This is a genomic window from Oerskovia sp. NPDC056781 (assembly GCF_042789955.1).
GTDB lineage: Bacteria > Actinomycetota > Actinomycetes > Actinomycetales > Cellulomonadaceae > Oerskovia > Oerskovia rustica.
The window spans coordinates 1-25,278 of sequence record NZ_JBHUAD010000031.1 but is presented as its reverse complement, the minus strand read 5'-3'; the positions used below and the strand labels follow the sequence as shown (position 1 = coordinate 25,278).

Here is a 25,278-nt window from a genome sequence, read left to right as displayed (position 1 = left end):
GGATGACGGCCCCCAGCACGTTCTCGGCCGTTCTCGACAGGTGTCAGCCACCAGCCACCAGCCGCCAGCCGCCGGCAGGCGGCTCGACCGGCCGAGACGGTCAGCCGAGCCCGGCCGCCCGCCAGGCCGGGCTCACCCGCACCACGTCGCCGATCACGGTCACGGCCGGAGCGCGGACGCCGGCCGCGGTCGCGACGTCGGCGATGGTCGCGAGCGTCCCGACGGTCGACCGCTGCCGCGGCCCGTACCCGTCCTCGACGACCGCGACGGGAGTCTCGGGCGAGCGGCCCGAGGCCACGAGCGCGGCCGCGGAGTCGCGGAGCCGTGAGACGCCCATGAGCAGGACGACGGTGTGGTCGGAGGCCGCCGGCACCTTGCCGATGTCCTCGTGCCCGGTCAGGACCGTGAAGCCACGCGACCAGCCGCGGTGCGTCACGGGGATGCCCACGGCGGCGGGAACGGAGACCGCGCTCGTCACACCGGGCACGACCTCGACGGGGATGCCGTGCTCCTCGCACGCGATGAGCTCCTCGCCCCCGCGCCCGAACACGTAGGGGTCGCCGCCCTTGAGACGGACGACGCGGCGTCCGGCGAGAGCGTGCTCGACCAGCAGCGCGTTGATCTCCTCCTGGGGGACCGGGTGGAACCCCGGGGTCTTGCCGACGTCGATCACGACGACGTCGTCCGCGAGCTCGTCGAGCAGCACGCGCGGGCCCAGCCGGTCGGCCACCACGACCTCGGCCTGCGCGAGCAGCCGGCGCCCGCGCGCGGTGACGAGCTCGGGGTCACCGGGGCCGCCGCCCACGAGGGCGACGCTCCCGCGGCCGCCCGCAGCGGGCCGGACCGGCCGCAGCGGGAGCTCGCCGGTCGCCAGGAGGGCGTCGATCGCGTCCCGGACGTGCTGGGCGCGGCGGGGGTCGCGGCCAGCGTTCACGGCCACGACCACCTCGGTCGAGGCGGGCGAACCGGTCGGCCCACCCGCACCAGCGCCGTCGACGTCAGCCACGGTCACCCGGGCCACGGCCGGGACCCACGCGGTCCCGGCCTCGGCGTCGCCGGCGCTCACGCAGAAGACGCGCAGCGCCTCCGCCTCGGCCGCGACGGCCGCGTCGACCTCGGGAGACCCGGTCGCGGTGTGCACGAGCCACGCGTCCTCGAGGTCTCCAGGCTCGAACGAGCGCGCCTCCCGGACCACGGTCCCGGCCGTGCCGGGCCCGTCATGGTGAGCGGCGCCGTCGGGCAGGGGGGCGATCAGCGCCGCCAGGTCCTCGCAGACCTCCGGGGCCACGACACGCACGTGCGCGCCCGCGAGGACGAGAGACCGGGCGCGCCGTGCGGCGACCGGGCCGCCGCCCACGACGACCACGAGACGGCCCGCGATCCGCAGACCGAGGGGGTACAACTCAGGGTTCATGCGCCCATCATCGCCCGAAAGCGGCGGCGGCCAGCTCACGCCGGCGCAGCAGCCACCCCGAGCCCTTGCTGGTCGAGGTCTCCGGGGCCAGGCCGCGGCGGCGCAGCATCGACTTCTCGACCGGGGCGAAGAACAGCAGCTCGATGACCATGCCGACCACGAGGATCAGCAGGATCGCGGTGAAGACGAGGGCCATGTCGGACAGCTCGCGCCCCTGCTGGAGGAACGCGCCCAGGCCGAACCCGATCCCGCCGCCGACCGCGATGATCTCCGCGGCCATGAGCGAGCGCCACGAGAACGCCCAGCCCTGCTTGAGGCCCGCGAGGTAGCCGGGGAAGGCCGCGGGCAGGATGACGTCCTTGATCATCTGGAACCGGCCCGCGCCCAGGACCTGCCCCACGCGCCGGTACAGCGGCGGCACCTGGTCCACGCCCGACACGATCCCGTTGATGATCGAGGGCACCGCGCCCATGAGGATCACGAAGTACACGGTGGCGTCGGACAGCCCGAACCAGATGATGCCCGCGGGCACCCAGGCGACCGACGGCAGCACCTGCAGACCCGTGATGATCGGACCGAACGACACACGCACCCAGCGCACGCGCGCCACGAGGATGCCGAGCGGCGTGCCGATCGCGACGGCCGCGAGGAAGCCCAGGACACCGCGCTCGAGGCTCGTCCCGAGGGCCTGCCACAGCGTGCCGCTCGCCGCGGCGCGCGTGACGGCCTCCCAGACCTGCTCGGGGCCGGGCAGGTTGTAGATGGGCTGGACCTCGAGCCACACGAGGGTCTGCCAGACGGCGAGCAGGATCGCGATCGCCAGGACCGGCGGGTAGACGGCGTGGAACGCCTTGGACCACCGGCTCGCGGTGGGTGCGACGGTCGTCTGGAGGGCGTCGAGGCCCGCCTCGATGTCGCTCACGTCCTTGGCGTGCCCGACGACGGCGCCCGCCTCGCGCGGACCGGTCGCGACGGCGTCGGGCGTCTCGGGCGAGAGCCCGGACGCGTCCGGACCGGGCAGGGCCCCGGGGCGCGGGGCCAGGGTCTCGGTGCTCTTCGACGTCTCAGACGGCATGGCGGCGGATCTCCTCACGGAGGTCGTTGGTGATCTCGGTCGCGAGGCGGGACGCGGCGGCCGCCTCGATGCTGCGCTGCTCGTCGGCCCCGTACACGTCGACGTCCCACTCGCGCACGATGCGCCCGGGGCGCGACGACATGAGCAGGACGCGCTGCCCGAGCCGCACGGCCTCACGGACGTTGTGCGTGATGAACACGATCGTGCGGCCGGTCTGCTCCCAGACGCGCTCGAGCTCGTCGTGGAGCAGGTCACGCGTGATGGCGTCGAGCGCCGCGAACGGCTCGTCCATGAGCAGGACGTCCCGCTCCTGGGCGAGCGAGCGGGCCAGCGCGACGCGCTGGCGCATGCCGCCCGAGAGCTCGTGGACGCGCTTGTCGCCCGAGCCGTCGAGCCGCACGAGCGAGAGCAGCTCGGCGGCCCGCTCGCGGCGCTCGGAGCGGGGCACGCCCCGGAACTTCAGGGCGAGCTCGATGTTGCGGCTCGCGGTGAGCCAGGGGAACAGCGCGGACTCCTGGAACATCAGGGCCGCGCCGTCCCCGGCGACCTCCACGTCCCCCGTGGTCGGGCGCTCGAGGCCCGCGACGATGTTGAGCAGCGTCGACTTGCCGCAGCCGGAGGCTCCGAGCAGGCAGACGAACTCGCCCTGCGCGATGTCCAGGTCGATCCCGTCGAGCACCGGGGCGCCCGTCGGGGAGAACCGCTTGGACACGCCGCGCAGGCGGACGCCGGTCGTGGGGCCGGAGTCCTCGTCCGAGGTCGTGGCGACCGGTGTGCCCGTACGGGCGGGGGACGTGGTGGTCATCGTGCTACTCCTTGCCGAGACCTGCGGCGGAGACGGTCGGCTGACCGGCCTCCTTCAGCACCTTGTTGAGGAGGCTCAGGTCGTAGATGCCGTTCAGGTCCGCCTCGGTGGTGGTCCCGGCCGTCACGCCGTCCTCGAGCAGGGTGTCGAGCGTGCCCGCGAGCGGGTCCGTCGTGAAGGTGATGTTGGTGAAGGCGCGGTCGAGGACCTCGTCCGACAGGGGCTTGCCGGCGATCTTCTCGATCTCGCCGTTGACGAGCGTCTTGGCCTCGTCGGGGTTGGCGTCGAGCCAGTCGATCGCCGCGACCTCGCCGCGCAGGAGCGCCTCGACGGTCTCGGGGTGCTCCTCGAGGAAGTCGGTGCGGACGATCAGGTGCGTGGTGAGGAACTGGCCGTCGTCCCACAGGTCCTTCTCGTCGACCAGGACGTGCGCACCGGCGTCGAGCACGAGGCGCGAGGCCCAGGGCTCGGGCAGCCAGCCGCCGTCGAGCTCGCCGTTCTGGAACAGCGTCAGGGTCTGGGCGTTCTCGGTCGGGGTGACCGCGACGTCCCCGCCGCCCTGGATGTCGTTCTTCAGGCCGTTCTCGGTGAGCCAGGCGCGCAGCGCGACGTCCTGGGTGCCGCCGAGCTGGGGCGAGGCGATCTTGGTGCCCTTGAGGTCGGCGGCCGTGTCGATCCCGTCGCGCACGACGAGCTGGGCCCCGCCCGACGTCGAGCCCGCGATGATGCGCACGGCCTCCCCGTTCGACTTCACGAAGTTGTTGATGGCGGGGTTGGGGCCGATGAAGGTGGCGTCGATGGCCCCGGCGTTGAGCGCCTCGATCGCGGCAGGGCCGGCGTTGAAGACCTGGGTCGAGAGCGTGGTGTCGCCCAGGGCCTCCTCGAACTGCCCGCCCGCGACCCCGACGAGCGCGGGGGCGTGCGTGACGTTCGCGAAGTAGCCGAGGCGCAGCTCGTCGGCGGCGCCCGAGGACTTCTCGGGGCCGTCGGCGGCGTCGGACGTGCCCGTGGAGCAGGCGGAGAGCAGGAGCAGCGGCGCGACGGCGGCCGCTGCGACCGCGGAGCGGGTCCGGGCGAAGCGGTGTCGTGACGTGCCGGCTCGGGTCGTGCGGGTCGGGCGGGACGACGTGTTCATGGTGGATCCTTCTGGATGGTCGGTGGTTGCCTGGCGGTGGACGTGTCGAGTCCCGGCAGCGCCGATCCGTGCAGCACGCGATCCGAGGGCCCGGGGTTCCGGGCCCCGACCTGCGGTGGTCGGGTGGGCCTCAGATCGCGTACTGCACGGGACGCTGCGAAGGACATCGCACGGCCGCCAGGGCGTCTCCGACCATTCCTGCTGCGAGGGTGCCGCCGTCCTGACCGTCGATCAGGAGGAAGGCACCGGTGCGGCGCGAGGTGACGTACTCCTCGGCCGCGACGGGTGAGGCGAGGCGCAGGGTGACGCGCCCGATGTCGTTGAGCTCGAGCGTCTCCGCGGGCTCGAGCTCGGCGGTGTCGAGGTCCAGGCGCCCGACGACGTCGCGCACCACGGCCTGGACGGTGCGGGTCGTGTGCTTGAGCAGCACGCGGGTGCCGGGGCGCAGGGTCTTGTCGCTGAGCCACGCGACGGTGCCCTCGACGTCCTGCGTGACCTCGGGGGCGTCGGCCGCTGCCGCGATGAGGTCGCCGCGGGCGATGTCGATCTCGTCCGTGAGGCGGATCGTGACGGACTGGGGAGCGAAGGCCTCGGCGAGCGTGCCGTCGGCCGTGTCGATGCCCTCGACCGTGCTCTTCCTCCCGCTGGGCAGGACCACGACCTCGTCGCCGACGCGGACGACCCCCGAGGCGATCTGGCCCGCGTACCCGCGGTAGTCGCGGAACCGTTCCTCGAGCGCCGCGCCCTGGGGTCGCAGGACGACCTGGACGGGGAAGCGGAACGCCTCGGTGTCGGGCGTCTCGGCCGCGGGGAGCTCCTCGAGCAGGTCGAGCAGGCTCGGCCCGTCGTACCAGGGCGTCCTGCCGTCGGGCCCGCCCGAGCGGTCGACGACGTTGACGCCCTCGAGCGCCGAGACCGGCAGCGTGAGGACGTGCGCGACGCCGAGCGAGGCCGCGGCCTCGCGGATCTGGTCCGCGAGCTCCTCGTAGCGTTCCTGGCTGTAGTCGACGAGGTCGATCTTGTTGACGGCCACGATCACGTGGGGCACCCGCAGGAGGCTCGCGACCGCGAGGTGGCGGCGCGTCTGCTCCAGGAGCCCCTTGCGGGCGTCGATGAGCAGCACGACGACGTCGGCCGTGGACGCACCCGTGACGGTGTTGCGCGTGTACTGCACGTGCCCGGGGCAGTCGGCCAGGATGAACGAGCGTCTGGCGGTCGCGAAGTAGCGGTACGCGACGTCGATCGTGATGCCCTGCTCGCGCTCGGCGCGCAGGCCGTCGGTGAGCAGTGCGAGGTCGGCCGTGGCGAGCCCGCGGTCGCGCGAGACGCGCTCGACGGCGTCGAGCTGGTCCGCGAGGACGGACTTGGAGTCGAACAGCAGGCGGCCGACGAGGGTCGACTTCCCGTCGTCGACGGACCCGGCGGTCGCGAGGCGCAGCAGGGTGCTCGTGGGCAGCGGGTGCGTGGTGGTGGCGCTCACTAGAAGTACCCCTCCTTCTTGCGGTCTTCCATGGCGGCTTCGGAGATCCGGTCGTCGGCGCGCGTGGCGCCGCGCTCGGTGATGCGGGTCGCGGCGACCTCGGTGATGACGTCGTCGACCGTGTAGGAGTCCGACTCCACCGCGCCCGTGCACGACATGTCGCCCACGGTCCGGTAGCGCACGGTCTCGGTGCGCACGTCCGCGCGCTCGGTGTCGTTGCGGGGCTGGGAGTACGGCCCGACGGCGAGCAGCATGCCGTCGCGCTCGAAGACCTCGCGCTCGTGCGCGTAGTAGAGGCTGGGCAGGTCGATCTTCTCGGCAGCGATGTAGCGCCAGATGTCGAGCTCGGTCCAGTTGCTCAGCGGGAACGCGCGGACGTGCTCGCCCGGGCGGTGGCGGCCGTTGTACAAGTTCCACAGCTCGGGTCGCTGGTTGCGCGGGTCCCACTGGCCGAACTCGTCGCGTAGCGAGATGACGCGCTCCTTGGCGCGCGCCTTCTCCTCGTCGCGGCGCCCGCCGCCGAACACGGCGTCGAACTTGTGGCCCGTGATGGCGTCGAGCAGCGGCTGGGTCTGGAGCGGGTTGCGCGTGCCGTCGGCGCGCTCCAGGAGGCGGCCGTCGTCGAGGTAGTCCTGGACGCTCGCGACCTCGAGGCGGGCGCCCAGGCGCTCGACCGTGGCGTCGCGGTACTCCAGGACCTCGGGGAAGTTGTGGCCTGTGTCGACGTGCAGCAGCGGGAACGGCACGGGGGCGGGCCAGAACGCCTTGGTCGCCAGGTGCAACATGACGACCGAGTCCTTGCCGCCGCTGAACAGCAGCACGGGGCGCTCGAACTCGGCGACGACCTCGCGGATGATGTGGATCGCCTCGGACTCGAGGGACTCGAGCTGGGTCAGGCGATAGGTGGAGGTGGTCTCGGTGGTCTCCGTGGGGGAGGCCGGCGGGGCGAGGGGGGCGGTCAAGGCGTCGCTCTTCTCGTCGGGGTGCGTGGGGTGGTGGTCGGTGGGCGCGGTCGAGGGGCCCGTGGTCACGGCGCTCATACGTGGAGCCCGCACTCGGTCTTGTCGAGCCCGGCCCAGCGGCCTGCGCGCGGGTCCTCGCCGGGGGCGACGCGGCGCGTGCAGGGCGCGCAGCCGATCGACGGGTACCCGTCGTTCAGGAGCGGGTTCAGGATCACCTGGTGGTCGGCGGCGTAGCCGAGCAGGTCGTCGAAGGACCAGGCGGCGAGCGGGTTGATCTTGACCAGCCCGTTCTTCTCGTCCCAGGTCACGAGCGGGGTGCCCGTGCGGGTGGGGGCCTCGTCGCGGCGCACGCCCGTGACCCAGACCTCGTACTCTCCGAGCGTGCGGGTCAGGGGCTCGACCTTGCGCATGGCGCAGCACGCGGCGGGGTCGCGCGACCAGAGGTCCTTGCCGTGCGCCGCGTCCTGCTGGGCCACGGTGAGCTGCGGCAGGACGTCGACGATCGTGACCTCCATCTGCTGCTCGACGGCGTCGCGCGTGCCCGAGGTCTCGGGGAAGTGGTATCCGGTCTCGAGGAACAGGACGTCGACCCAGGGGGCCTGCTGCGCGACGACGTGCGGCAGGACCGCGTCGGCCATCGAGCACGCGACCGCGATCGAGTCGCCGAACTCGCGCACGGCCCACGCGACGACCTGCTCGGCGGTCGCCTCGTCTGCTGCCCCCAGGGCCGAGCCGTGCAGCTCGGCCTGACCGCGCTCGACGATCGCTCGCAGCTCGTCGGCCGACCGCTTGGGGCGGGCGTTCTCGGCGCGCCGGGCCGCGTGCGCGGCCTTGGACGCGGCGCGCGCCTCGGTGCGTGCCTTGGCGGCCGCGCGCAGCGCGGCCAGCGGGTCGCCGCCGGTCGCCGCACCGCCTCTGCCCGTCGTGCCCGTCGTGCCCGACGGCGCAGCTCCGACCGGGTGCACGGCCCCACCCGGGTTCGTGGTCGTCCCGCTCATCGCAGCGACTCCTCGTCCGCGCGGTGCGCCCACTGGGCGAAGCTCTCCTCGCCCTCCTTCTCCTGCTCGAACTGCCGCACGACGCGCTCGACGTACTCGGGCAGGTCGTCGTTGGTGACCTTGAGGCCGCGCACGGTGCGGCCCAGGCCGGCCTCCGCGCGGTCGTCCGAGGTCAGACCGCCGCCCAGGTGGACCTGGAAGCCGGGGACCTGGTTGCCGTCGTCGTCCATCACGAGCTGGCCCTTGAGGCCGATGTCCGCGGTCTGGATGCGGGCGCACGAGTTGGGGCAGCCGTTGATGTGCAGCGAGAGCGGCTTCATGGTGGACAGGTCGCCGAGGCGCTTCTCGAGGTCGTCGATCGCGCGCGTCGCGGCGCCCTTGGTCTCGACGATCGCGAGCTTGCAGTACTCGATGCCCGTGCACGCGATGGTGCTGCGGCGGAACGGGCTCGGGTTCGCGTCGAGGCCCTGCTCCTTGAGCCCGGACACGACGCGCTCGAGGTGCTCGTCGGGGACGTCGAGCACGAGCAGCTTCTGGTGCGGCGTGAACCGCACGCGGTGGGACCCGGCCGATTCGGCGAGGTCCGCGACGGCCGCGAGGATGCTGCCCGAGACACGCCCGACGTAGGGCGCGGCGCCGATGTAGTTGAGGCCGTCCTTCTGCTTGTGCACACCGATGTGGTCGCCCGGCTGGGAGGGCTGCGGGGCGGGCGGGCCGTCGGGCAGCGCGAAGCCCAGGTATTCGGTCTCGAGGACCTCGCGGAACTTCGCCGGCCCCCAGTCGGCGAGCAGGAACTTCAGGCGGGCCTTGTTGCGCAGCCGGCGGTAGCCGTAGTCGCGGAAGATCTGGACGACCCCGTGCCACACGTCGGCCACCTGCTCCTCGGTGACGAACGCGCCGAGGCGCTCACCGAGGCGGGGGTTCGCGGACAGGCCGCCGCCGACCCACAGGTCGAAGCCGACGCCGAGCTCGGGGTGCTCGAGCGCGACGAAGCCCACGTCGTTGATCTCGTGGACCACGTCCTGGGAGGGGTGGCCGGTCACGGCGGTCTTGAACTTGCGGGGCAGGTTGGCGAGCTCGGGGACCCCGATGTACTTGTCCGTGATCTCCTTGATGACCCGGGCGGGGTCGATCAGCTCGTCCGCGGCGATCCCGGCGACCGGGCTGCCGAGGACCACGCGCGGGACGTCGCCGCACGCCTCGGTCGTCTGCAGGCCCACCGACTCGAGCCGTCGCCAGATCTCGGGCACGTCCTCGACCTCGACCCAGTGGAGCTGGATGTTCTGACGGTCCGTGATGTCGGCGCTGTCGCGGCCGAAGTCGCGCGAGATGTCCGCGATGACGCGCAGCTGCTCGGTCGTGACCGCGCCGCCGTCGATGCGCACACGGAGCATGAAGTACTTGTCCTCGAGCTCGTGCGGCTCGAGCGCCGCGGTGCGCCCGCCGTCGATCCCGGGCTTGCGCTGCGTGTACAGGCCCCACCAGCGGAAGCGTCCGTGCAGGTCGTCGCCCGTGATCGAGTCGAAGCCCTCCCGGGAGTAGACGTCCTCGATGCGTCGGCGCACCGAGAGGCCGCCGTCCTCCTGCTTCCACTTCTCGTTGCCGTTGAGCGGCTCCTTGCCGTCGACGGCCCACTGGCCGTTGGGCCGGGCGACGCGCGCTGGGCGGGCCGGGCGCTCGGGGCGAGCGGCGGTGTCGGGCACGCTCGGGGTGCCGGCGACCGTGTCGGCCGGTGCGGTGGTGCTGCTGCCCGCCGGCTGACCGGCGACGGGGGTCGCGTCAGTGGCGGTGTTCGGCGGCGTCATCGTGCTCCTCGTGGGGGGACGTGGGCACGCGGACCGAAGGACTCAGCAAGGAACGAGGGGGCTGAGGGCCGACCACGCGCGCCCTTGGCTCAGGAAGATGGCGAGCGGTCGGCGAGGACGGCTCGGGCTGAGTCAGGCGCGGGTCAACAACAACAGCAGAAGCTGTTGCGGGCGCAGGCCGTCGACTCGTGACGTGCCGTCACGAGGAGGAGGTGCGCTGCCGTGGTCATGGCGGGAAATCTACAGAGGCAGCGGGTGAATGAACACCCCCTGTCCGCATGGTGGATGGGTGTCTCAGACTTCGGCAGCGGTGGAGGCAGGGTGAGCGGGCCCGAGGGGTCGTCGGACCCGCTCTCCATGCCGACGACGCTGCGGCGTCGGGGCAGTCAGTGCCGTGAGCGCCGCTGCCCGCCCGTGCGGGCTCGGGCCGTGCGCCGCGGTGCTGCGCCCGGCCGGACGCCGCCCCACAGGGCGACCCACTGCGGGGCCGTGAGATCCCGGGCCAGCGCCGAACCGAGGCGCTCGCGCGCGAGCAGCGACGCGGCGTCGTCGTCGAGCAGGCCGCGTCGGCGCAGGACGTCCGCCAGGCCACGGCCGCGGCCCGTGAAGACGTCGGCGACGAACCGCTGGTAGGCGGCGCGGTCGCCCGCCGGGAGCAGCGCGCGACGGGTCACGCGCAGCAGGCCGCCGTCGGTCCCGGGGGACGGGCGGAACGCGCGGGCGGGGACGCGGCCATGGAGCTCGAACGAGAACCACGGCCACCACTGCGCCGTGAGCAGGGTTGCGCCGCCGACCCCCGCACGGCGTCGCGCGACCTCCCACTGCACGAGGAGGACCGCGTCCGACCATCCGGGCTCGTCGAGGAGCTTGCGCAGGATCGGGGTCGTGACGTGGAACGGGACGTTGCCGACCACCACGTGCGGCTCGGCGGGGTGGGGAAAGTGCAGGTAGTCGGCGTGCCGGACGTCGACCCGGGCGGACGGGCCGGTCCTCCCGGCAAGGCGGCGGCGCAGGCGCGCGACGTGGCGCCCGTCGATCTCGACCGCGACGACCGGGCGGCCGAGACGGGCGAGCGGCACCGTGATCGCGCCGTCGCCAGGCCCGATCTCGAGGATCGGGCCGGAGGTCCGGGCGACCAGGTCGACCATCGCGGCCGGGACGCGGGGGTCGGTGAGGAAGTTCTGTCCGTGCTCGTGACGACCGTCGGACGGGAGGTGGGGCATGCGAGGCTCCGCGGGGCGTGGGTGGACGCCGGGCAGCACGAGACGGCCGCTCCGGCAGGGGCCGGGGCGACGGAGCCGAAAGGAGGGGTCCGCCGCTAGGAGCGGCGGAGGCGGCGGGAGAACGCGCAGGACGCGCCGAAGGCTGACATGGCGCCGACCCTACGGCGGGGCGCGCGGGGGAGCGAGGGGTTTTCGTGGCGCGCGGGGGTGAGCAGCGCCACGCCGATCTTTTTCCGACACCCGCGTCAGCAAACTAGGATGTGGCCATGGAAATCGTCTACAACGTGTTCGCGGTCCTGCACTTCGTCGGCTGGGCCATCGTCCTCGGCGGCTACTTCGTGTCCCTCAAGTCCGCCGCGCTCAACAAGGGTGTCTTCCACGGTGCCGCGACGGCCGCCGTCGCGGGCATCCTCATGGTCGGCGTGGCCGAGATGAGCGGCATGTGGGACGACGGCGGCCCCAGCATGATGAAGATCGGCATCAAGCTCGTGATCGCCGTGATCATCGCCGTCCTCGCGTTCGTCGGCGTGCGCCAGGGCGACAAGATCTCGCCCGCGCTCAAGCACTCGATCGGTGGCCTCACGCTGGTCAACATCATCGTGGCGGTCTTCGTCTGACAGGTGGCCCGTCGCGTCGCACCGGCCTGCCTGCCGGTCGCGATGCGTGCCGCCCGCCGCGGGCCGCCCTGCCTCGGGTCGCGTCGCACCCGAACGAGCTCCCCGTACCCGTCTGGGGGCGGGGAGCTCGTTCGTCGGGCGTGCCCGGCGGGGTCATGTGGGCACCGCGGTGGTCGTGGTGCGTACGCGACGCCTCTGACGTGCGAGGGTGTCACCCGTGAGCATCGCTGGAGAGATCGTCGTCGGCCTGGTGATCCTGGTCGGGCTGGCCGGGATCGTCGTGCAGGTCCTGCCGGGGAACACCCTCGTGGGAGGGGCCATCCTCGTGTGGGCGATCATGACGGGCGGCACGGCCGCCTGGGTCGTGTTCGCCGTGGCCGCCACGTTCATCGTCGCGGCCGAGGGCGGTCAGCTCCTGCTCGCCGGACGGCACATGCGGCGGGCCGAGGTCCCGTGGTCGACGCTCGCGTGGGGCGGACTGGCCGGTGTCGTCGGCTTCTTCGTCATCCCCGTGGTCGGGCTGTTCATCGGCTTCGTGGCAGCGGTCTTCGTGGCCGAGCTGATCCGTCGACGCGACCGGCGCGCCGCGTGGCGGGCGACCGTCGCCGCGCTGCAGGCCACGGGCATCACGATCGTGGTCCAGCTGCTGGGCGGGCTGCTCGCCGCCGTGACGTGGGGCGTGGGCCTGGCCCTGACATGAGCCGACGCCGAGAACGGCGCCCGAGAGTCGTGCCGACAACGGGCTTGAGGCCGTTCCGAGCGGCAGAACGACCGTAACCCCGTTCTCGACCGCCTCGACCGCCGACCGCTCCGACCGCCCGACCGCCCAGACGGGCAGCGTCAGGTCCGTTCGGGGGACGGGTGGGAGCGAGTCAGGCCCCGAGGCGCGTCCGCAGGCGGTACTCCAGGCCTACCCGGACGGTCGGCCACTCGGCGGCCGTGATCGAGTAGACGGCCGTGTCGCGCAGGCCCCCGTCGTACCCGATCTTGTGGCTGCGCAGCACCCCGTCGAGCTTGGCGCCCAGGCGTTCGATCGCCGCGCGCGACTGCCGGTTGTGGAAGTGCGTGCGCAGCTCGACCGCGATCGCGTCGAGGTCGTCGAACGCGTGACCCAGCAGCAGCAGCTTCGCGGCAGGGTTCACGCCCGTTCCCTGGGCACTGACCCGGGTCCAGGTGAAGCCGATCTCGACGTGACGGTTGAGCGGGTCGATCCCGAGGAAGGTCGTGACGCCGACGACCTGGTCGTCGGCGTTGCGGATCACGACCCACGGGTTGGCGGTCCCCGCCTCGCGGGCCGCGATCTTGTCGCGGATGTACTGCGCCATCTCTTCGGGGGCGGGCACCGAGGTGTACCAGGCGTTCCACAGCTCGCCGTCGCGCACGGCCTCGACGAGTGCGTCGTGGTGGTCGGGGTGCAGCGGGACGAGGCGGACGAGCGGTCCGGTCAGGGTCACGGGGTCGGCGAAGACGTTCACGTCACGACCCTATCCGGCGCGTGGTCGGGTGCGCCCGGGAGCCCTGATGGTGGTCGCGGGGTGGCCGGTTGGCGAGAACGGGATGGCGGTCGTCCCGGGCCGCGGAACGACCGCGACCCCGTCCTCGGCGGCACCGACCGCAGCCCGGGCCGTCCGGACGGGTCAGCCCACCGAGATCTCCGTCACGTAGAGCACGTTGCCGTCGAGGTCGCGCATCGAGAACATGGGCGGGACGCCGTCCCACCGCAGCAGCTCCTCGACGCGTACGCCCTGGTCGCCGAGCGTCGCGTGGTCGGCGGCCGCGTCGGAGGTGGCGAGGCGGATGCCCGTGTCGATCCCGGCCTCCTGCCCCTGGCCCTCCTGGACGAGCGCGAGCGAGACCGGGGCGCCGGGCGGGGCGACCTCGATCCAGCGGAAGCCTTCCTGGAGGTCGCCGTCCATGCGGACCTCGAACCCCAGGGTGTCGCGGTAGAACGCGAGCGCGGCGTCCTGGTCGCGCACCGGGACCGCGACCGTGTGCAGGCCCGTGAAGTGGGTCGTCGCCATGATTCCTCCTTCGCAGCGGGGCGCCCTCGACGGAGGGCGTCGTGGGGAGGACCGCGGCGGGCGAGCGAAGTCATCGGTCACCGGGCGCACGCGCGCGGCGCACGGGTTCGCGGGACGCGTGCCGATGCGGGGAGTGTCGGTGCGCACGCCTAGGCTGGGAGGGCTATGACATCGCTCTTCGAGAACCTGCCGCTGCCCGGATTCGACCTCGCGTCCCTCGGGGACTCGTCGCGCCTGCCGACCACCGCGCCGCGGTGGGACGAGGCGCCCGACGGCGGAGGTTCCGCCCGGACGTCCGCTCGCCCGGGGCGCGGCCCCGAGGGGCGCGGCGCGGCCGAGCGCGCCGACGCGGCGGGACACGACGAGGACGGGCATCGCGCCGGCGGCTTCTCGCACATCGACGCGGACTCGCTGCTCGACGGCATGAACCCCCAGCAGCGCGAGGCGGTGGTGCACGCGGGCAGCCCGCTGCTCATCGTGGCCGGTGCGGGCTCGGGCAAGACGAGGGTCCTGACGCACCGTATCGCGTACCTGCTCGCGACGGGTCGGGCCCGGCCGGGCGAGATCCTCGCGATCACGTTCACCAACAAGGCCGCCGCGGAGATGCGCGAGCGCGTCGAGTCGCTCATCGGTCCCGCGGCCCGCTACATGTGGGTCTCGACGTTCCACTCCGCGTGCGTGCGGATCCTGCGCAAGGAGGCCTCGGCGCTCGGGCTCAAGTCGAGCTTCTCGATCTACGACGCGGCCGACTCCCAGCGGCTCATCACGCTCGTGAGCCGCGAGCTCAACCTCGACGTGAAGAAGTACCCGGCGCGGACGCTCGCGAACAAGATCTCGGACCTCAAGAACGAGCTGGTCGACCCCGAGCGCTATGCGCGCGAGAGCGGCGCGTCGGCGGCCGACGGCACGCCCGGCGCTGGTCAGGCCAACGCGTTCGACCAGGTCCTCTCGGACGTCTACACGCGCTACCAGGCCCGCCTCGCGCAGGCCCACGCGCTCGACTTCGACGACATCATCATGACCACGGTCAACCTCCTGCAGGCCTTCCCGGCCGTCGCGGAGCACTACCGTCGCCGTTTCCGGCACGTGCTGGTCGACGAGTACCAGGACACCAACCACGCGCAGTACGTCCTGGTCCGCGAGCTCGCGGGGGCGAGCGCCCCGGAGGCGCAGAGCGAGGACGGCACGTGGGCGCCGGGCGTCATCCCGCCCGGCGAGCTGACGGTCGTCGGCGACGCCGACCAGTCGATCTACGCCTTCCGTGGCGCGACGATCCGCAACATCCTCGAGTTCGAGGCCGACTACCCGAACGCCCGCACCATCCTGCTCGAGCAGAACTACCGCTCGACGCAGAACATCCTCTCGGCCGCGAACGCGGTCATCTCGCGCAACATCGACCGCAAGCCCAAGCGCCTGTGGACGGACGCGGGGGCGGGCGTCAAGATCATCGGCTACGTCGCGGACAACGAGCACGAGGAGGCGCGCTTCATCGCCGAGGAGATCGACCGCCTCGGCGACTCGGACGGCGTGCGACCGGGCGACGTCGCGATCTTCTACCGGACCAACGCGCAGTCCCGCGCCCTGGAGGAGGTGCTGATCCGCGTCGGCCTGCCCTACAAGGTCGTGGGCGGCACGCGCTTCTACGAGCGCCGTGAGATCAAGGACGCGATCGCCTACCTGCGGGCCGTCGCCAACCCCGACGACGACGTGAACCTGCGCCGCATCCTCAACGTGCCCAAGCGCGGTCTCGGAGACCGTGCCGAGGCCCTGGTCGCGGCTTTCGCCGAGCGTGAGCGCATCTCGTTCGCGGCGTCCCTCGACCGGGCCGAGGAGATCCCGGGCATGACGACCCGGACCCTGAACCCGCTGCGCACGTTCCGCGAGCTGTTCCACGGGCTGCTCGACCTGTACGCGACGGGCGCGACGCCCGCGGAGATCCTGGGCGCCGTCCTCGACCGCTCGGGCTACCTCGCCGAGCTGCGGGCCAGCGACGACCCGCAGGACGGCTCGCGCGTCGAGAACCTCGCCGAGCTGCACGCGGTCGCGAGCGAGTTCACCGAGCTCGAGCCCGAGGGCACGCTCACGGACTTCCTGGAGCGCGTCTCGCTCGTCGCGGACTCCGACCAGATCCCGTCGAGCGACGACGAGGGGCACGAGGGCAAGCCCGTCGTCGACCCCGGCGTCGTGACGCTCATGACGCTGCACACGGCCAAGGGCCTCGAGTTCCCCGTGGTGTTCCTGAGCGGCATGGAGGACGGCACGTTCCCGCACATGCGCTCCCTGCACGACGAGAGCGAGCTCGCCGAGGAGCGGCGCCTCGCGTACGTCGGCATCACGCGCGCCCGGGAGCGGCTCTACATCTCGCGCTCCGCGGTGCGCTCGGCGTGGGGCATGGCCAACGAGTTCCCGCCCAGCCGGTTCCTCGACGAGATCCCCGAGGACCTGTGGGACTGGCGCCGCAAGGAGTCGTCCATGGCGACCCTGCGCGGTCCCGGTGGCTACACGGGCGGGTGGGGCTCGTCGTCGGGTGGCTCGCGCGGCGGGTCGGGGACCGGCTACGGGTCGGGGGGGTCGGGCTCGCGCAACGGCGCGGTCCGTACGCGCTCGGTCACGCCCAACCCGGACGGGCCCAAGTTCGGCTCGGCGACCCCGCGCAAGGAGGGGGACATCCCCTCGCTCGCGATCGGCGACAAGGTCACGCACGACGCCTACGGGCTCGGCACGGTCGTCGCGGTCGAGGGCGCGGGCACCAACGCGGTCGCCAAGATCGACTTCGGGGCGGACGGCACCAAGCGCCTCCTGCTGCGCTTCTCGCCCGTCACCAAGCTCTAGGCGACGGGTGCGGGGTCCGTGGCGGCCTGCGACCCCGCCCCGCTCGTCGTCCTCCGCGTGCTCTCACGTTCGACGACGTTCGGCGTGAGGACCACCGTGCGCGGGGGGCCGCCCGCCACCATCTCGGCGGCGAGGTCGACCGCCACCTTGCCCTGACGGTCGAAGGGCTGGTGCACCGTGGTGAGGTGGGGCCTGGACGAGGACGCCACAGGATGGTCGTCGAAACCGATGACCAGGACGTCCTCCGGCACACGCAGGCCGTGGTCGCGGAGCGCCTGCAGGACGCCGACCGCGATCCGGTCGTTCCCGCACGCGACCGCGTCGAACGGAACGGCCGAGCGCACCAGCTCGACGCCCGCCCGGTACCCGGCCGGCGTGTCCCAACCCGCGTGGGCGACGGTCGGCAGGAGCCGGTCGCCCAGCGTCCGACGAAGGCCCTCGACACGGTCCGGGGTGGCGGGGTTGCCGGCGGGCCCCATGATGGCCGCGACGCCGGTCGCACCGCGGGCCAGCAGGTGCTCGGCGGCCAGCGTCGCGCCCAGCACGTCGTCGGAGTAGACCGAGGCGAAGGCGGCCTTGTCCAGGTCGCCCAGCTGACCGCACAGCACCACCGGTACGTGGGCGTCCCGCAGGTCGTCGAGCATCCCGTCGTCGACGTACGGCGAGAGGTGGATGACAGCGTCGACCGCGCCGCGCTTGAACAGGCGCATCCCCTTCGCCCGTTCCTCGCTCGTCGCCATGGTGAAGAGGACGGGGACGACGGGCGTCGGGGTCAGCGCGTCGGTGATGCCCTTGAGCACGGCGGCGTAGGTCGGGTCGGTCAGCAGCTCGTCGAGCGGCTCGGTCAGGGCGACGGCATACGCCTCGGCGGTGCCCGTGGCGAGCTGCCGCGCGCGGGCGGAAGCGATGAAGCCGGTCGACTCGATGGCCTCGCGCACCGCTCGTTCGCGCTCGGCCCCGACGTTCGGTGAGCCGTTCAGGACGCGGGAGACCGTCATGTGCGAGACCCCCGCGCGGGCGGCGACGTCCCGGATGGTGGCCTTCCTGGGGCGGGCGACCGCCATCGACACCTCCTCGATCACGGCCGCCGAGTCGTGGGACTCCGGACCTTCCTGGTTTCGGTGAGTCTACCGCCGAAGCAGCGGGACGAGTCGCTTGCGGACGAGGATTGTTACCGGTAACGTCGCGGCCAAGTTACCGGTAACACCACGAGTCGGCCCGACGTCGGACCGATGGGACGTGCCGGATGTGCCGGCAGGTGGCCGGCACGCTCTCGACGACGAGAACGAGGTGTCACGCATGACAACGCTCAGGTGGGAAGACCCCACCACCACGGGCTCCTGTCGGCTTCCGGGCCATGCCTACTTCTTCGGCTACGACTCCTCGGTGGCCGCGGCCACCGGGCATCGGGGGCTCTCCCAGGGGTTCACGTCCCTGTCGGGGCAGTGCCGCTTCCGCTACTACGACCATCCGGGGCGTGTGACGAACGCCGATCGCGCCGAACCGGCACGGACCGCGCAGGGCGAGGTCGCGCAGGGGTGGTCCGTCCTGTCGGTGCCCCACCTGTGGCAGATCGACGGGTTCGGGCGGCTCCAGTACACCGACGAGGGCTATCCGTTCCCCATCGACGTCCCGCACGTCCCGTCGGACAACCCGACGGGTGTCTACCAGTTCGACGTCGAGCTCGACCCTCAGCCTGCGGGTTCGCGGCGCATCCTGCGCCTCGACGGTGTCGAGGCCTACGTCGAGGTGCACGTCAACGGGACCGAGGTCGGGTGGTCCAAGGGGTCGCGCCTGTGTGCGGAGTTCGACATCACCGACGCCGCTCACGACGGACGTAACCTCGTGACGCTGACGGTGCTCCAGTTTGCCGACTCGACGTACATCGAGGACCAGGACATGTGGTGGGCGTCCGGCATCTTCCGCGACCTCTACGTCTACGTCCGCCCGGCGACGCACCTGCGCGACTACGTCGTCCGGACCGACCGGCTGCCCGACGGGACTGCGCACCTGACGGTCGGCCTCGATCTCGTGACCGAGCCCGGGACCGGGTCAGGGAGCATCGCCTGGGCGGTGCGGACCCTCGACGGCGGGCGTGTCCTCGCGTCGGGCGAGTCCGTGGCGCCAGGCGGTGACGTCGACGTGGACGCCCTTCTCGACGACGTCGCGTGGTGGAACCCCGAGCAGCCGGTGCTGCACCGTCTCGACCTCGACGTGCGCGACGACGAGGGCCGGACGACTCAGTACGTCAGCGTCCGGTTCGGGTTCCGCGACCTGACGATCCGCGACGGGCTGCTGCTGCTCAACGGTTCGTACTTCGCGATGCACGGTGTCAACCGGCACGACCACGACGACCGGTCCGGACGTGCCGTCGGGATCGACCGTGTGCGCCGTGACCTGGAGATGATGAAGCGGCACAACATCAACGCCGTCCGCACCGCGCACTACCCGAACGACCCGCGCTTCTACGGGCTGTGCGACGAGGTCGGCCTGCTGGTGGTCGCCGAGACGGACCTCGAGTCGCACGGCTTCGCCAACGTCGGGGACATCGGCAGGCTCACCGACGACCCCGTGTGGCGGGACGCGTACGTCGACCGCATCGAACGGCACGTGCTGGCCCAGCGCAACCATCCGAGCATCGTCCTGTGGTCGCTCGGCAACGAGTCCGGCGACGGGTGCAACATCACCGCGATGTACCAGCGGTGCAAGGAGCTCGACCCCACACGGCCCGTGCACTACGAGGAGGACCGGGACGGCCGGGACGTCGACGTCATCTCGACCATGTACTCACGGGTCCCCCAGATGAACGACTTCGGCGAGCACCCGCACCACAAGCCCCGCATCCTGTGCGAGTACGGGCACGCGATGGGCAACGGACCGGGCGGGCTCTCGGAGTACCAGCAGGTCTTCGACCGTTGGGACTCCATCCAGGGCCACTTCGTGTGGGAGTGGTGCGACCACGGTCTGCGGGACGTCACCGCGGATGGCGGCGTCCGGCACACCTACGGGGGCGACCACGGCGACTACCCGAACAACGGGAACTTCTGCATCGACGGTCTCGTGTTCCCCTGGCAGCAGCCCAGTCCGGGCCTGACCGAGTACGCGCAGGTCGTCTGCCCCGTGAAGGTCGAGGCCGCCGACGGCGGTCTGCTGATCCGCAACGGGTTCTACTTCAGCTCGCTCGAGGACATCGACCTCGTCGTCGAGGACCGGGTGGACGGCGTCGTACGGCACTCGCTGACCGTCCCTGCGGGCCCGGTCGCGCCGCGCGAGAGTGCGGTCGTCGAGGTCCCCGCCGCGATCGACGGACACGGTCAGGAGGTGCTGCGGACGGTGTCCGTGCTGCGCCGGGCCGCCACGGCGTGGTCCGAGCCGCACGCCCGCCTCGGCGTGTTCCAGCTCCCGGTGTCCGGGGACGGGCTGGGGGCGCTGTCCGCGCCCACCTCGCCCGGAGCGCCGGCGTCCCCGCTCCTACGCCGTCGTCCGCTCACGGTGGCCGAGGACGCGCACACGGTCGTGGTCCGCGCGGGCTCGTCCGCCTGGACCTTCGACACGTTCACGGGGCGGCTCGTGCGGTGGCAGGGGGCAGGCCGCGACCTCGTGGTGCGTGCACCCCGGTTCCGGATGTGGAAGCCGCTCGTCGACAACCACCAGCAGGAGTACGAGGCGCTGTGGCACCCCCGGCACCTGCAGGTCATGCAGGAGTCGACCAGGGCGGTCCAGGTCGAACAGCGGGACGACCGCGTCGTCGTGGAGGTGCGATCGACGCTCGCGCCACCGGCGCTCGACCTGGGCATGCGGGTGACCTATCGCTGGGAGCTGTTCGACGACGGTGCCGCCCGCCTCGCGCTGTCCGGCGAACCTTACGGCGACTACACGGACATCGTGCCCAGGATCGGTCTCGAGCTCGGGCTTCCGTCGGACTGCGACCAGGTCGAGTTCTACGGGCGTGGCCCGGGCGAGAACTATCCGGACTCGCGCACGGCTCAGGTGGTCGGGCGGTACACGACGACCGTCGCGGAGATGTTCACGCCGTACGTCGTGCCGCAGGACTGTGCGAACCACGAGGACGTGCGTTGGGTCATGCACCGCGACCGGCACGGTCGCGGGCTGCTGGTGGGGGCCGAGCGGTCTCCGCTGAGCTGGTCGTCGTGGCCCTACGCGGGTGAGCAGATCGACGCCGCACGGCACGTGACCGACCTCGTCCCGGACCCGGACGCGATCACGGTCAACCTCGACCACGCCGTGCTCGGCCTCGGGTCCAACTCGTGGGGCTCGGAGGTCCTGGACGGATACCGCGTGCGGTTCGAGCCTTTCAGCTACTCCCTGCTCATGGCTCCGCTCAACGCGGGCGACGTCGACCCAGGGCTCGTCGCCCGCGGGCTCCGGGCCGCCCATCCCGCTCTCGGACCGGCGACTCCACGCGCCTCGACGACGGAGGCACTGTCGTGACCCTCTTCTCCTCGAGAGAGGACCTCGCGACCGGTCGCTCCGGTGTCACCAAGTGGGTGCGGCTCCTCTCGGCGCTGGACAACGCGCGCGCCGTCCGGCCCGGTGTCGCGCACTCGGTCGGTGACTCGCTGACCTACTGGCGCGAGAGCGCCACCGCCCTCGGTGACGGCGCGCTCGTGGCGCACCGGCGGTACCAGACGGTGCTGGCCGTGCTCGACGGCGAGGTCCGGGTCGAGCTCGTGCCCCGCACGGGCCTCGTCCCGGTCATGCCCTACAGCGACCTGTCGGACCGCGAGACGTTCGCACCGGTCCCCGGTGGCGGGGACGTCGTGACCGTGGCTCCCGGGCAGATCCTCGCGGTGCCGATCGATCACGCGTGGCGGCACGAGCCGACCACGACCGCAGACCTCCTGGTCGTCCGCCTCACCGTCGAGGGCGCGACCTTCCACAACAAGTAGGCGACCGCCGCCTTCCCCTGTCTTCCTCTCGAGAAAGCACGAGCCATGAACGATCGCAAGAACATCGGTGGATTCATCCTGTTCACCATGGTCATCGCGGCAGTGTTCAACTTCCGCAACGTCATCAACAACTACGTCTCGATCGGCACGCTGGCGGCCCCGGCCTTCTTCGTCGCCACGATCGTGTACTTCATCCCGTTCACGCTGATCATCGCCGAGTTCGTCAGCCTCAACCGCAACTCGGAGTCCGGCGTCTACCAGTGGGTGCGCTCCTCGCTCGGCGGGCGTTGGGCGTTCTTCACCGCCTTCTGCTACTGGTTCGTGAACCTGTTCTACTTCATCTCCCTGCTGCCGCTGGTGCTCGTCTACGCGGTCTACATGATCCTGGGACGAGGCGTCCAGGTGGAGTCCTGGGCGATCGCCGTCTTCTCGATCACCCTTTTCTTCCTCGCCACGTGGGTCTCCACGCGAGGGGCGAAGTGGATCGGCAAGGTCACCTCGTTCGGTGCGACCCTCATGCTGGGGATGGCGTTGGTCTTCGTCGTGGGAGCCGTCGTCGCGCTGCTCGGGGGGATCACGCCCGCGAACGACCTGTCCATCGCCGGGATGAGGCTCGACCCAGGATCCGGCCTGACGACCTGGGCGTTCCTCGGCACCCTGGCCTGGATCATCCAGGGAGTCGGTGGGGCCGAGTCCATCGGGGTCTACCTCAACGACCTGCGCGGCGGTGCCAAGGCGTTCGTCCGGACGATCGTGATCGCCGGTCTCACGATCGGTCTCGTGTACACGGTCGGGACCTGGCTCATGGCCGTGTTCGTCGACAAGAGCGAGGTCGGCTACGAGAACGGCGTCTTCGTGACGATGGCGGCTGCCGCGGAGCACTTCGGGATGTCCGGTGACGTCACGATTCGCATCGTCGGGGTCATCATGCTCGCCGCGACGCTGGGCGGACTGATGATCTGGACCTCGGCGCCCGTCAAGATCTTCTTCTCCGAGATCCCGCAGGGGATCTTCGGTCCCAAGGTGGTCGCCCTCAACGAGCAGGGGGTGCCCGTGCGAGGGGCGTGGATCCAGTTCGCGATCGTGGTCCCGCTGCTCGTCATCCCGACGCTGGGAGCGGGCTCGTCGATCGACGCGCTGCTCAAGATCGTGATCAACATGACGGCCGCGACCGCGCTGCTCCCTCCGGCGCTCATCCTGGTCGCCTACTGGAAGCTGCGGAAGTCCTACGACTCCGCCAGCCGCAGCTTCATGATGGGTCGTCGCGGTCTCGGGCTCGGCGTCGCCACGTTCCTCGTCCTGCTGTTCACGGTGTGCTTCGTGGCAGCGACGTTCCCCGAGGACCAGGCACTGTGGCTCACGCTCGTCTACAACGTCGGCGGTGTGGTGGTCTTCCTCGGAGCGGCCCTTGCCTGGTACGAGCGGTACATCCGGCGCCTGCGGGCCGAGGACCCCGAGGCCGCCCGTCGTGAGCTCATGCCGAGCGCGCACGAGCAGTCCGAGCGCAACGCACAGGAGGACGCGGCCCTCCTCGCTGCCGGGACCGGCGAGGCGTAGGTCCTCCGGCCTGCTCGACGGCACCCGCCCGCCCTGGGCGAGCGGCGCCGTCGGGCAGGTCAGGGCCCCTTTCCCGGCCGCGTCCCGGCGCCCACCGGGCGTGCCGTGGCGGGCGCCCGACCGCCTGCGGGCGCGCCGGGGGTGTGGCCAACGAGACAGCGCCGGGCCCGGGTGACGGGCCGCTCCGGGTAGGTCTCGGCGTGTCGCCGGGCTACCCTGTGACGGGATGTCTCGATGTCGAGACATCGGTAGGCCGGTCAGGCAGTCAGATGGAAGGACGACACAGGGTGGACCTGTTCGAATACCAGGCGCGCGACATCTTCGAGAAGCACGGGGTTCCCGTGCTGGGCGGCGTGGTCGCCACGACCCCTGAAGAGGCTCGCGAGGGCGCTGAGAAGCTCGGTGGCGGGACCGTGGTCGTCAAGGCCCAGGTCAAGACCGGAGGACGTGGCAAGGCGGGCGGCGTCAAGCTCGCCCACTCGCCCGAGGAGGCCGCCGAGAAGGCGTCCGAGATCCTCGGCATGGACATCAAGGGACACACGGTCCACCGCGTCATGATCGCGGCCGGCGCGAAGATCGCCGAGGAGTTCTACTTCTCGGTGCTCCTCGACCGGGCCAACCGCTCGTACCTCGCCATGGCGAGCGTCGAGGGCGGCATGGAGATCGAGGTCCTCGCGGTCGAGCGCCCCGAGGCTCTCGCCAAGGTCGCCGTGGACCCGACCGTCGGCATCGACCAGGCGAAGGCCGACGAGATCGTCGCCGCCGCCGGGTTCGCCGACGACATCAAGACGCAGGTCGCCGACGTCATCCAGAAGCTGTGGACCGTCTACAAGGAGGAGGACGCGACCCTGGTCGAGGTCAACCCCCTGGTCCGCACCGAGGACGGCTCGATCGTCGCGCTCGACGGCAAGGTGACCCTCGACGAGAACGCCGGCTTCCGCCACGCGGACCACGAGGCGCTCGAGGACAAGGACGCGGCCGACCCCCTCGAGGCCAAGGCCAAGGAGAACGACCTCAACTACGTCAAGCTCGACGGCCAGGTCGGCATCATCGGCAACGGCGCGGGCCTCGTCATGAGCACGCTCGACGTCGTCGCGTACGCCGGTGAGCAGCACGGCGGCGTCAAGCCCGCCAACTTCCTCGACATCGGCGGCGGCGCGTCCGCAGCCGTCATGGCCGCGGGCCTGGACGTCATCCTCAACGACGAGCAGGTCAAGAGCGTGTTCGTGAACGTCTTCGGCGGCATCACGGCGTGCGACGAGGTCGCCAACGGCATCGTCCAGGCGCTCGCGATCCTCGGCGACGAGGCGAACAAGCCGCTCGTCGTCCGCCTCGACGGCAACAACGTCGAGGAGGGGCGCGCCATCCTCGCCCAGACGAACCACCCGCTCGTCACCCTGGCCGAGACGATGGACGGCGGCGCCAGCAAGGCTGCCGAGCTGGCCAACGCCGCTTCCTGACCCGAGACCCGAGAGAGAAAACAGACAGACATGGCAATCTTCATCAACGAGGACTCCAAGGTCATCGTCCAGGGCATGACGGGTTCGGAGGGCCAGAAGCACACGACGCGCATGCTGGCCTCCGGCACCAACATCGTGGGCGGCGTGAACCCGCGCAAGGCCGGCACCTCGGTCGCCTTCCCGAAGGGTGGGGGCGACGAGGGCACTGTCGACGTCCCCGTCTTCGGGTCCGTCGCCGAGGCCATCGCCGCCACGGGCGCCGACGTCTCCGTGATCTTCGTGCCCCCGGCGTTCACGAAGTCCGCGGTCGTCGAGTCCATCGAGGCCGGCATGCCGCTGACCGTCATCATCACCGAGGGCGTCCCCGTCGCGGACTCCGCGGAGTTCTTCACCCTGGCCGAGGCCAAGGGCGTCCGCCTCATCGGCCCCAACTGCCCGGGCATCATCAGCCCCGGGAAGTCGAACGTCGGGATCATCCCCGCCGACATCACGGGCCCCGGCAAGATCGGGCTCGTCTCGAAGTCCGGCACGCTGACCTACCAGATGATGTACGAGCTCCGCGACTTCGGGTTCTCGACCGCGATCGGCATCGGCGGCGACCCGATCATCGGCACCACGCACATCGACGCCCTCGCGGCGTTCGAGGCGGACCCCGACACCGAGGCGATCGTCATGATCGGCGAGATCGGTGGCGACGCCGAGGAGCGTGCCGCGGCGTACATCCAGGCGCACGTGACCAAGCCGGTCGTCGGCTACGTCGCGGGCTTCACGGCTCCCGAGGGCAAGACCATGGGCCACGCCGGCGCCATCGTGTCCGGCTCCTCGGGCACCGCGCAGGCCAAGAAGGAGGCCCTCGAGGCCGCGGGCGTCAAGGTCGGCAAGACGCCGTCCGAGACCGCCGCTCTCATGCGCGAGATCCTCTCCTGACCACGCCCTGCTGAGCACCCGCTCAGCACGCCCGACGGCGCCCGGCCACCCTTCGGC

The 25,278-nt window shown here is 71.7% G+C and carries 20 protein-coding genes; 8 read left to right on the top strand and 12 right to left on the bottom strand.

The window, feature by feature from the left end; translation table 11 throughout:
• Positions 1–100: 100 nt before the first annotated feature.
• The 9 genes from cobA to erm form a co-directional block, all read right to left on the bottom strand.
• The gene (cobA, locus tag ACFRCR_RS04845; protein ID WP_377675898.1) at positions 101–1,414 is read right to left on the bottom strand and encodes a uroporphyrinogen-III C-methyltransferase; all 1,314 of its coding nucleotides are present in this window, start codon (positions 1,412–1,414) and stop codon (positions 101–103) included.
• 7 nt (positions 1,415–1,421) lie between these two features.
• Positions 1,422–2,489: an ABC transporter permease gene (locus ACFRCR_RS04840; RefSeq protein ID WP_377675897.1), complete on the bottom strand. Its 1,068-nt coding sequence runs from the start codon at positions 2,487–2,489 to the stop codon at positions 1,422–1,424.
• A complete protein-coding gene (locus ACFRCR_RS04835) occupies positions 2,479–3,294 on the bottom strand; it encodes an ABC transporter ATP-binding protein (protein WP_377675896.1) in 816 nt (271 codons plus the stop codon). The genes ACFRCR_RS04840 and ACFRCR_RS04835 overlap by 11 nt, the downstream gene beginning before the upstream one ends.
• Positions 3,295–3,298: 4 nt before the next feature.
• On the bottom strand, positions 3,299–4,429 hold the full coding sequence (locus ACFRCR_RS04830; RefSeq protein ID WP_377675895.1) for an ABC transporter substrate-binding protein: 1,131 nt from the start codon (positions 4,427–4,429) through the stop codon (positions 3,299–3,301).
• 130 nt (positions 4,430–4,559) lie between these two features.
• The gene (locus ACFRCR_RS04825) at positions 4,560–5,909 is read right to left on the bottom strand and encodes a sulfate adenylyltransferase subunit 1 (protein WP_377675894.1); all 1,350 of its coding nucleotides are present in this window, start codon (positions 5,907–5,909) and stop codon (positions 4,560–4,562) included.
• Positions 5,909–6,949, bottom strand: a complete 1,041-nt coding sequence (cysD, locus tag ACFRCR_RS04820; RefSeq protein WP_377675893.1) for a sulfate adenylyltransferase subunit CysD — start codon at positions 6,947–6,949, stop codon at positions 5,909–5,911. Before cysD ends, ACFRCR_RS04825 begins: the two co-directional genes overlap by 1 nt.
• Positions 6,946–7,869 (bottom strand): phosphoadenylyl-sulfate reductase, encoded by a 924-nt coding sequence (locus tag ACFRCR_RS04815; protein ID WP_377675892.1) that lies wholly within the window; start codon positions 7,867–7,869, stop codon positions 6,946–6,948. Before ACFRCR_RS04815 ends, cysD begins: the two co-directional genes overlap by 4 nt.
• Positions 7,866–9,674 (bottom strand): nitrite/sulfite reductase, encoded by a 1,809-nt coding sequence (locus ACFRCR_RS04810; protein ID WP_377675891.1) that lies wholly within the window; start codon positions 9,672–9,674, stop codon positions 7,866–7,868. Before ACFRCR_RS04810 ends, ACFRCR_RS04815 begins: the two co-directional genes overlap by 4 nt.
• Positions 9,675–10,060: 386 nt before the next feature.
• The gene (erm, locus tag ACFRCR_RS04805; RefSeq protein WP_377675890.1) at positions 10,061–10,897 is read right to left on the bottom strand and encodes a 23S ribosomal RNA methyltransferase Erm; all 837 of its coding nucleotides are present in this window, start codon (positions 10,895–10,897) and stop codon (positions 10,061–10,063) included.
• A 266-nt stretch (positions 10,898–11,163) separates the two neighbouring features.
• Between erm and ACFRCR_RS04800 the strand changes: the two genes are divergently transcribed.
• Together ACFRCR_RS04800 and ACFRCR_RS04795 are read left to right on the top strand one after the other, a co-directional pair.
• Positions 11,164–11,514 (top strand): hypothetical protein, encoded by a 351-nt coding sequence (locus tag ACFRCR_RS04800; protein ID WP_191795778.1) that lies wholly within the window; start codon positions 11,164–11,166, stop codon positions 11,512–11,514.
• A 217-nt stretch (positions 11,515–11,731) separates the two neighbouring features.
• A complete protein-coding gene (locus tag ACFRCR_RS04795; RefSeq protein ID WP_377675889.1) occupies positions 11,732–12,214 on the top strand; it encodes a DUF456 domain-containing protein in 483 nt (160 codons plus the stop codon).
• A gap of 172 nt (positions 12,215–12,386) precedes the next feature.
• On the opposite strand, the gene ACFRCR_RS04790 is transcribed toward ACFRCR_RS04795, so the two are convergent.
• Positions 12,387–12,989: a GNAT family N-acetyltransferase gene (locus ACFRCR_RS04790; RefSeq protein ID WP_377675888.1), complete on the bottom strand. Its 603-nt coding sequence runs from the start codon at positions 12,987–12,989 to the stop codon at positions 12,387–12,389.
• A 162-nt stretch (positions 12,990–13,151) separates the two neighbouring features.
• Positions 13,152–13,535, bottom strand: coding sequence for a VOC family protein (locus tag ACFRCR_RS04785; RefSeq protein ID WP_377675887.1), 384 nt, complete (start codon positions 13,533–13,535; stop codon positions 13,152–13,154).
• Positions 13,536–13,700: 165 nt separating this feature from the next.
• Here ACFRCR_RS04785 and pcrA point away from each other — a divergent pair, with 165 nt between their 5' ends.
• The gene (pcrA, locus tag ACFRCR_RS04780; protein ID WP_377675886.1) at positions 13,701–16,367 is read left to right on the top strand and encodes a DNA helicase PcrA; all 2,667 of its coding nucleotides are present in this window, start codon (positions 13,701–13,703) and stop codon (positions 16,365–16,367) included.
• Here pcrA and ACFRCR_RS04775 read toward each other — a convergent pair.
• Positions 16,364–17,431 (bottom strand): LacI family DNA-binding transcriptional regulator, encoded by a 1,068-nt coding sequence (locus ACFRCR_RS04775; RefSeq protein WP_377675885.1) that lies wholly within the window; start codon positions 17,429–17,431, stop codon positions 16,364–16,366. The two genes, pcrA and ACFRCR_RS04775, sit on opposite strands and share 4 nt — an antisense overlap.
• A 235-nt stretch (positions 17,432–17,666) precedes the next feature.
• Here ACFRCR_RS04775 and ACFRCR_RS04770 point away from each other — a divergent pair, with 235 nt between their 5' ends.
• The 5 genes from ACFRCR_RS04770 (at position 17,667) to sucD (ending at position 25,221) form a co-directional block, all read left to right on the top strand.
• A complete protein-coding gene (locus ACFRCR_RS04770; RefSeq protein WP_377675884.1) occupies positions 17,667–20,819 on the top strand; it encodes a glycoside hydrolase family 2 TIM barrel-domain containing protein in 3,153 nt (1,050 codons plus the stop codon).
• A complete protein-coding gene (locus tag ACFRCR_RS04765; protein WP_377675883.1) occupies positions 20,816–21,277 on the top strand; it encodes a hypothetical protein in 462 nt (153 codons plus the stop codon). Before ACFRCR_RS04770 ends, ACFRCR_RS04765 begins: the two co-directional genes overlap by 4 nt.
• A gap of 45 nt (positions 21,278–21,322) precedes the next feature.
• Positions 21,323–22,834, top strand: coding sequence for an amino acid permease (locus ACFRCR_RS04760; protein WP_377675882.1), 1,512 nt, complete (start codon positions 21,323–21,325; stop codon positions 22,832–22,834).
• A gap of 287 nt (positions 22,835–23,121) precedes the next feature.
• Positions 23,122–24,294, top strand: coding sequence for an ADP-forming succinate--CoA ligase subunit beta (gene sucC / locus ACFRCR_RS04755; protein WP_377675881.1), 1,173 nt, complete (start codon positions 23,122–23,124; stop codon positions 24,292–24,294).
• A gap of 30 nt (positions 24,295–24,324) precedes the next feature.
• A complete protein-coding gene (gene sucD, locus ACFRCR_RS04750) occupies positions 24,325–25,221 on the top strand; it encodes a succinate--CoA ligase subunit alpha (RefSeq protein WP_138825394.1) in 897 nt (298 codons plus the stop codon).
• Positions 25,222–25,278 lie beyond the last annotated feature (57 nt).

Excerpts from the sequence above, each read along its gene's own strand:
- ACFRCR_RS04840 (WP_377675897.1), bottom strand. The coding sequence starts at position 2,489 with ATGCCGTCTGAGACGTCGAAGAGCACCGAGACCCTGGCCCCGCGCCCC.
- ACFRCR_RS04785 (WP_377675887.1), bottom strand. The coding sequence starts at position 13,535 with ATGGCGACGACCCACTTCACGGGCCTGCACACGGTCGCGGTCCCGGTG.
- erm (WP_377675890.1), bottom strand. The coding sequence starts at position 10,897 with ATGCCCCACCTCCCGTCCGACGGTCGTCACGAGCACGGACAGAACTTC.
- ACFRCR_RS04770 (WP_377675884.1), top strand. The coding sequence starts at position 17,667 with ATGACAACGCTCAGGTGGGAAGACCCCACCACCACGGGCTCCTGTCGG.
- pcrA (WP_377675886.1), top strand. The coding sequence starts at position 13,701 with ATGACATCGCTCTTCGAGAACCTGCCGCTGCCCGGATTCGACCTCGCG.
- ACFRCR_RS04760 (WP_377675882.1), top strand. The coding sequence starts at position 21,323 with ATGAACGATCGCAAGAACATCGGTGGATTCATCCTGTTCACCATGGTC.
- ACFRCR_RS04835 (WP_377675896.1), bottom strand. The coding sequence starts at position 3,294 with ATGACCACCACGTCCCCCGCCCGTACGGGCACACCGGTCGCCACGACC.
- cysD (WP_377675893.1), bottom strand. The coding sequence starts at position 6,949 with ATGAGCGCCGTGACCACGGGCCCCTCGACCGCGCCCACCGACCACCAC.
- sucD (WP_138825394.1), top strand. The coding sequence starts at position 24,325 with ATGGCAATCTTCATCAACGAGGACTCCAAGGTCATCGTCCAGGGCATG.
- ACFRCR_RS04810 (WP_377675891.1), bottom strand. The coding sequence starts at position 9,674 with ATGACGCCGCCGAACACCGCCACTGACGCGACCCCCGTCGCCGGTCAG.
- ACFRCR_RS04800 (WP_191795778.1), top strand. The coding sequence starts at position 11,164 with ATGGAAATCGTCTACAACGTGTTCGCGGTCCTGCACTTCGTCGGCTGG.
- cobA (WP_377675898.1), bottom strand. The coding sequence starts at position 1,414 with ATGAACCCTGAGTTGTACCCCCTCGGTCTGCGGATCGCGGGCCGTCTC.
- ACFRCR_RS04775 (WP_377675885.1), bottom strand. The coding sequence starts at position 17,431 with ATGGCGGTCGCCCGCCCCAGGAAGGCCACCATCCGGGACGTCGCCGCC.
- ACFRCR_RS04815 (WP_377675892.1), bottom strand. The coding sequence starts at position 7,869 with ATGAGCGGGACGACCACGAACCCGGGTGGGGCCGTGCACCCGGTCGGA.
- ACFRCR_RS04830 (WP_377675895.1), bottom strand. The coding sequence starts at position 4,429 with ATGAACACGTCGTCCCGCCCGACCCGCACGACCCGAGCCGGCACGTCA.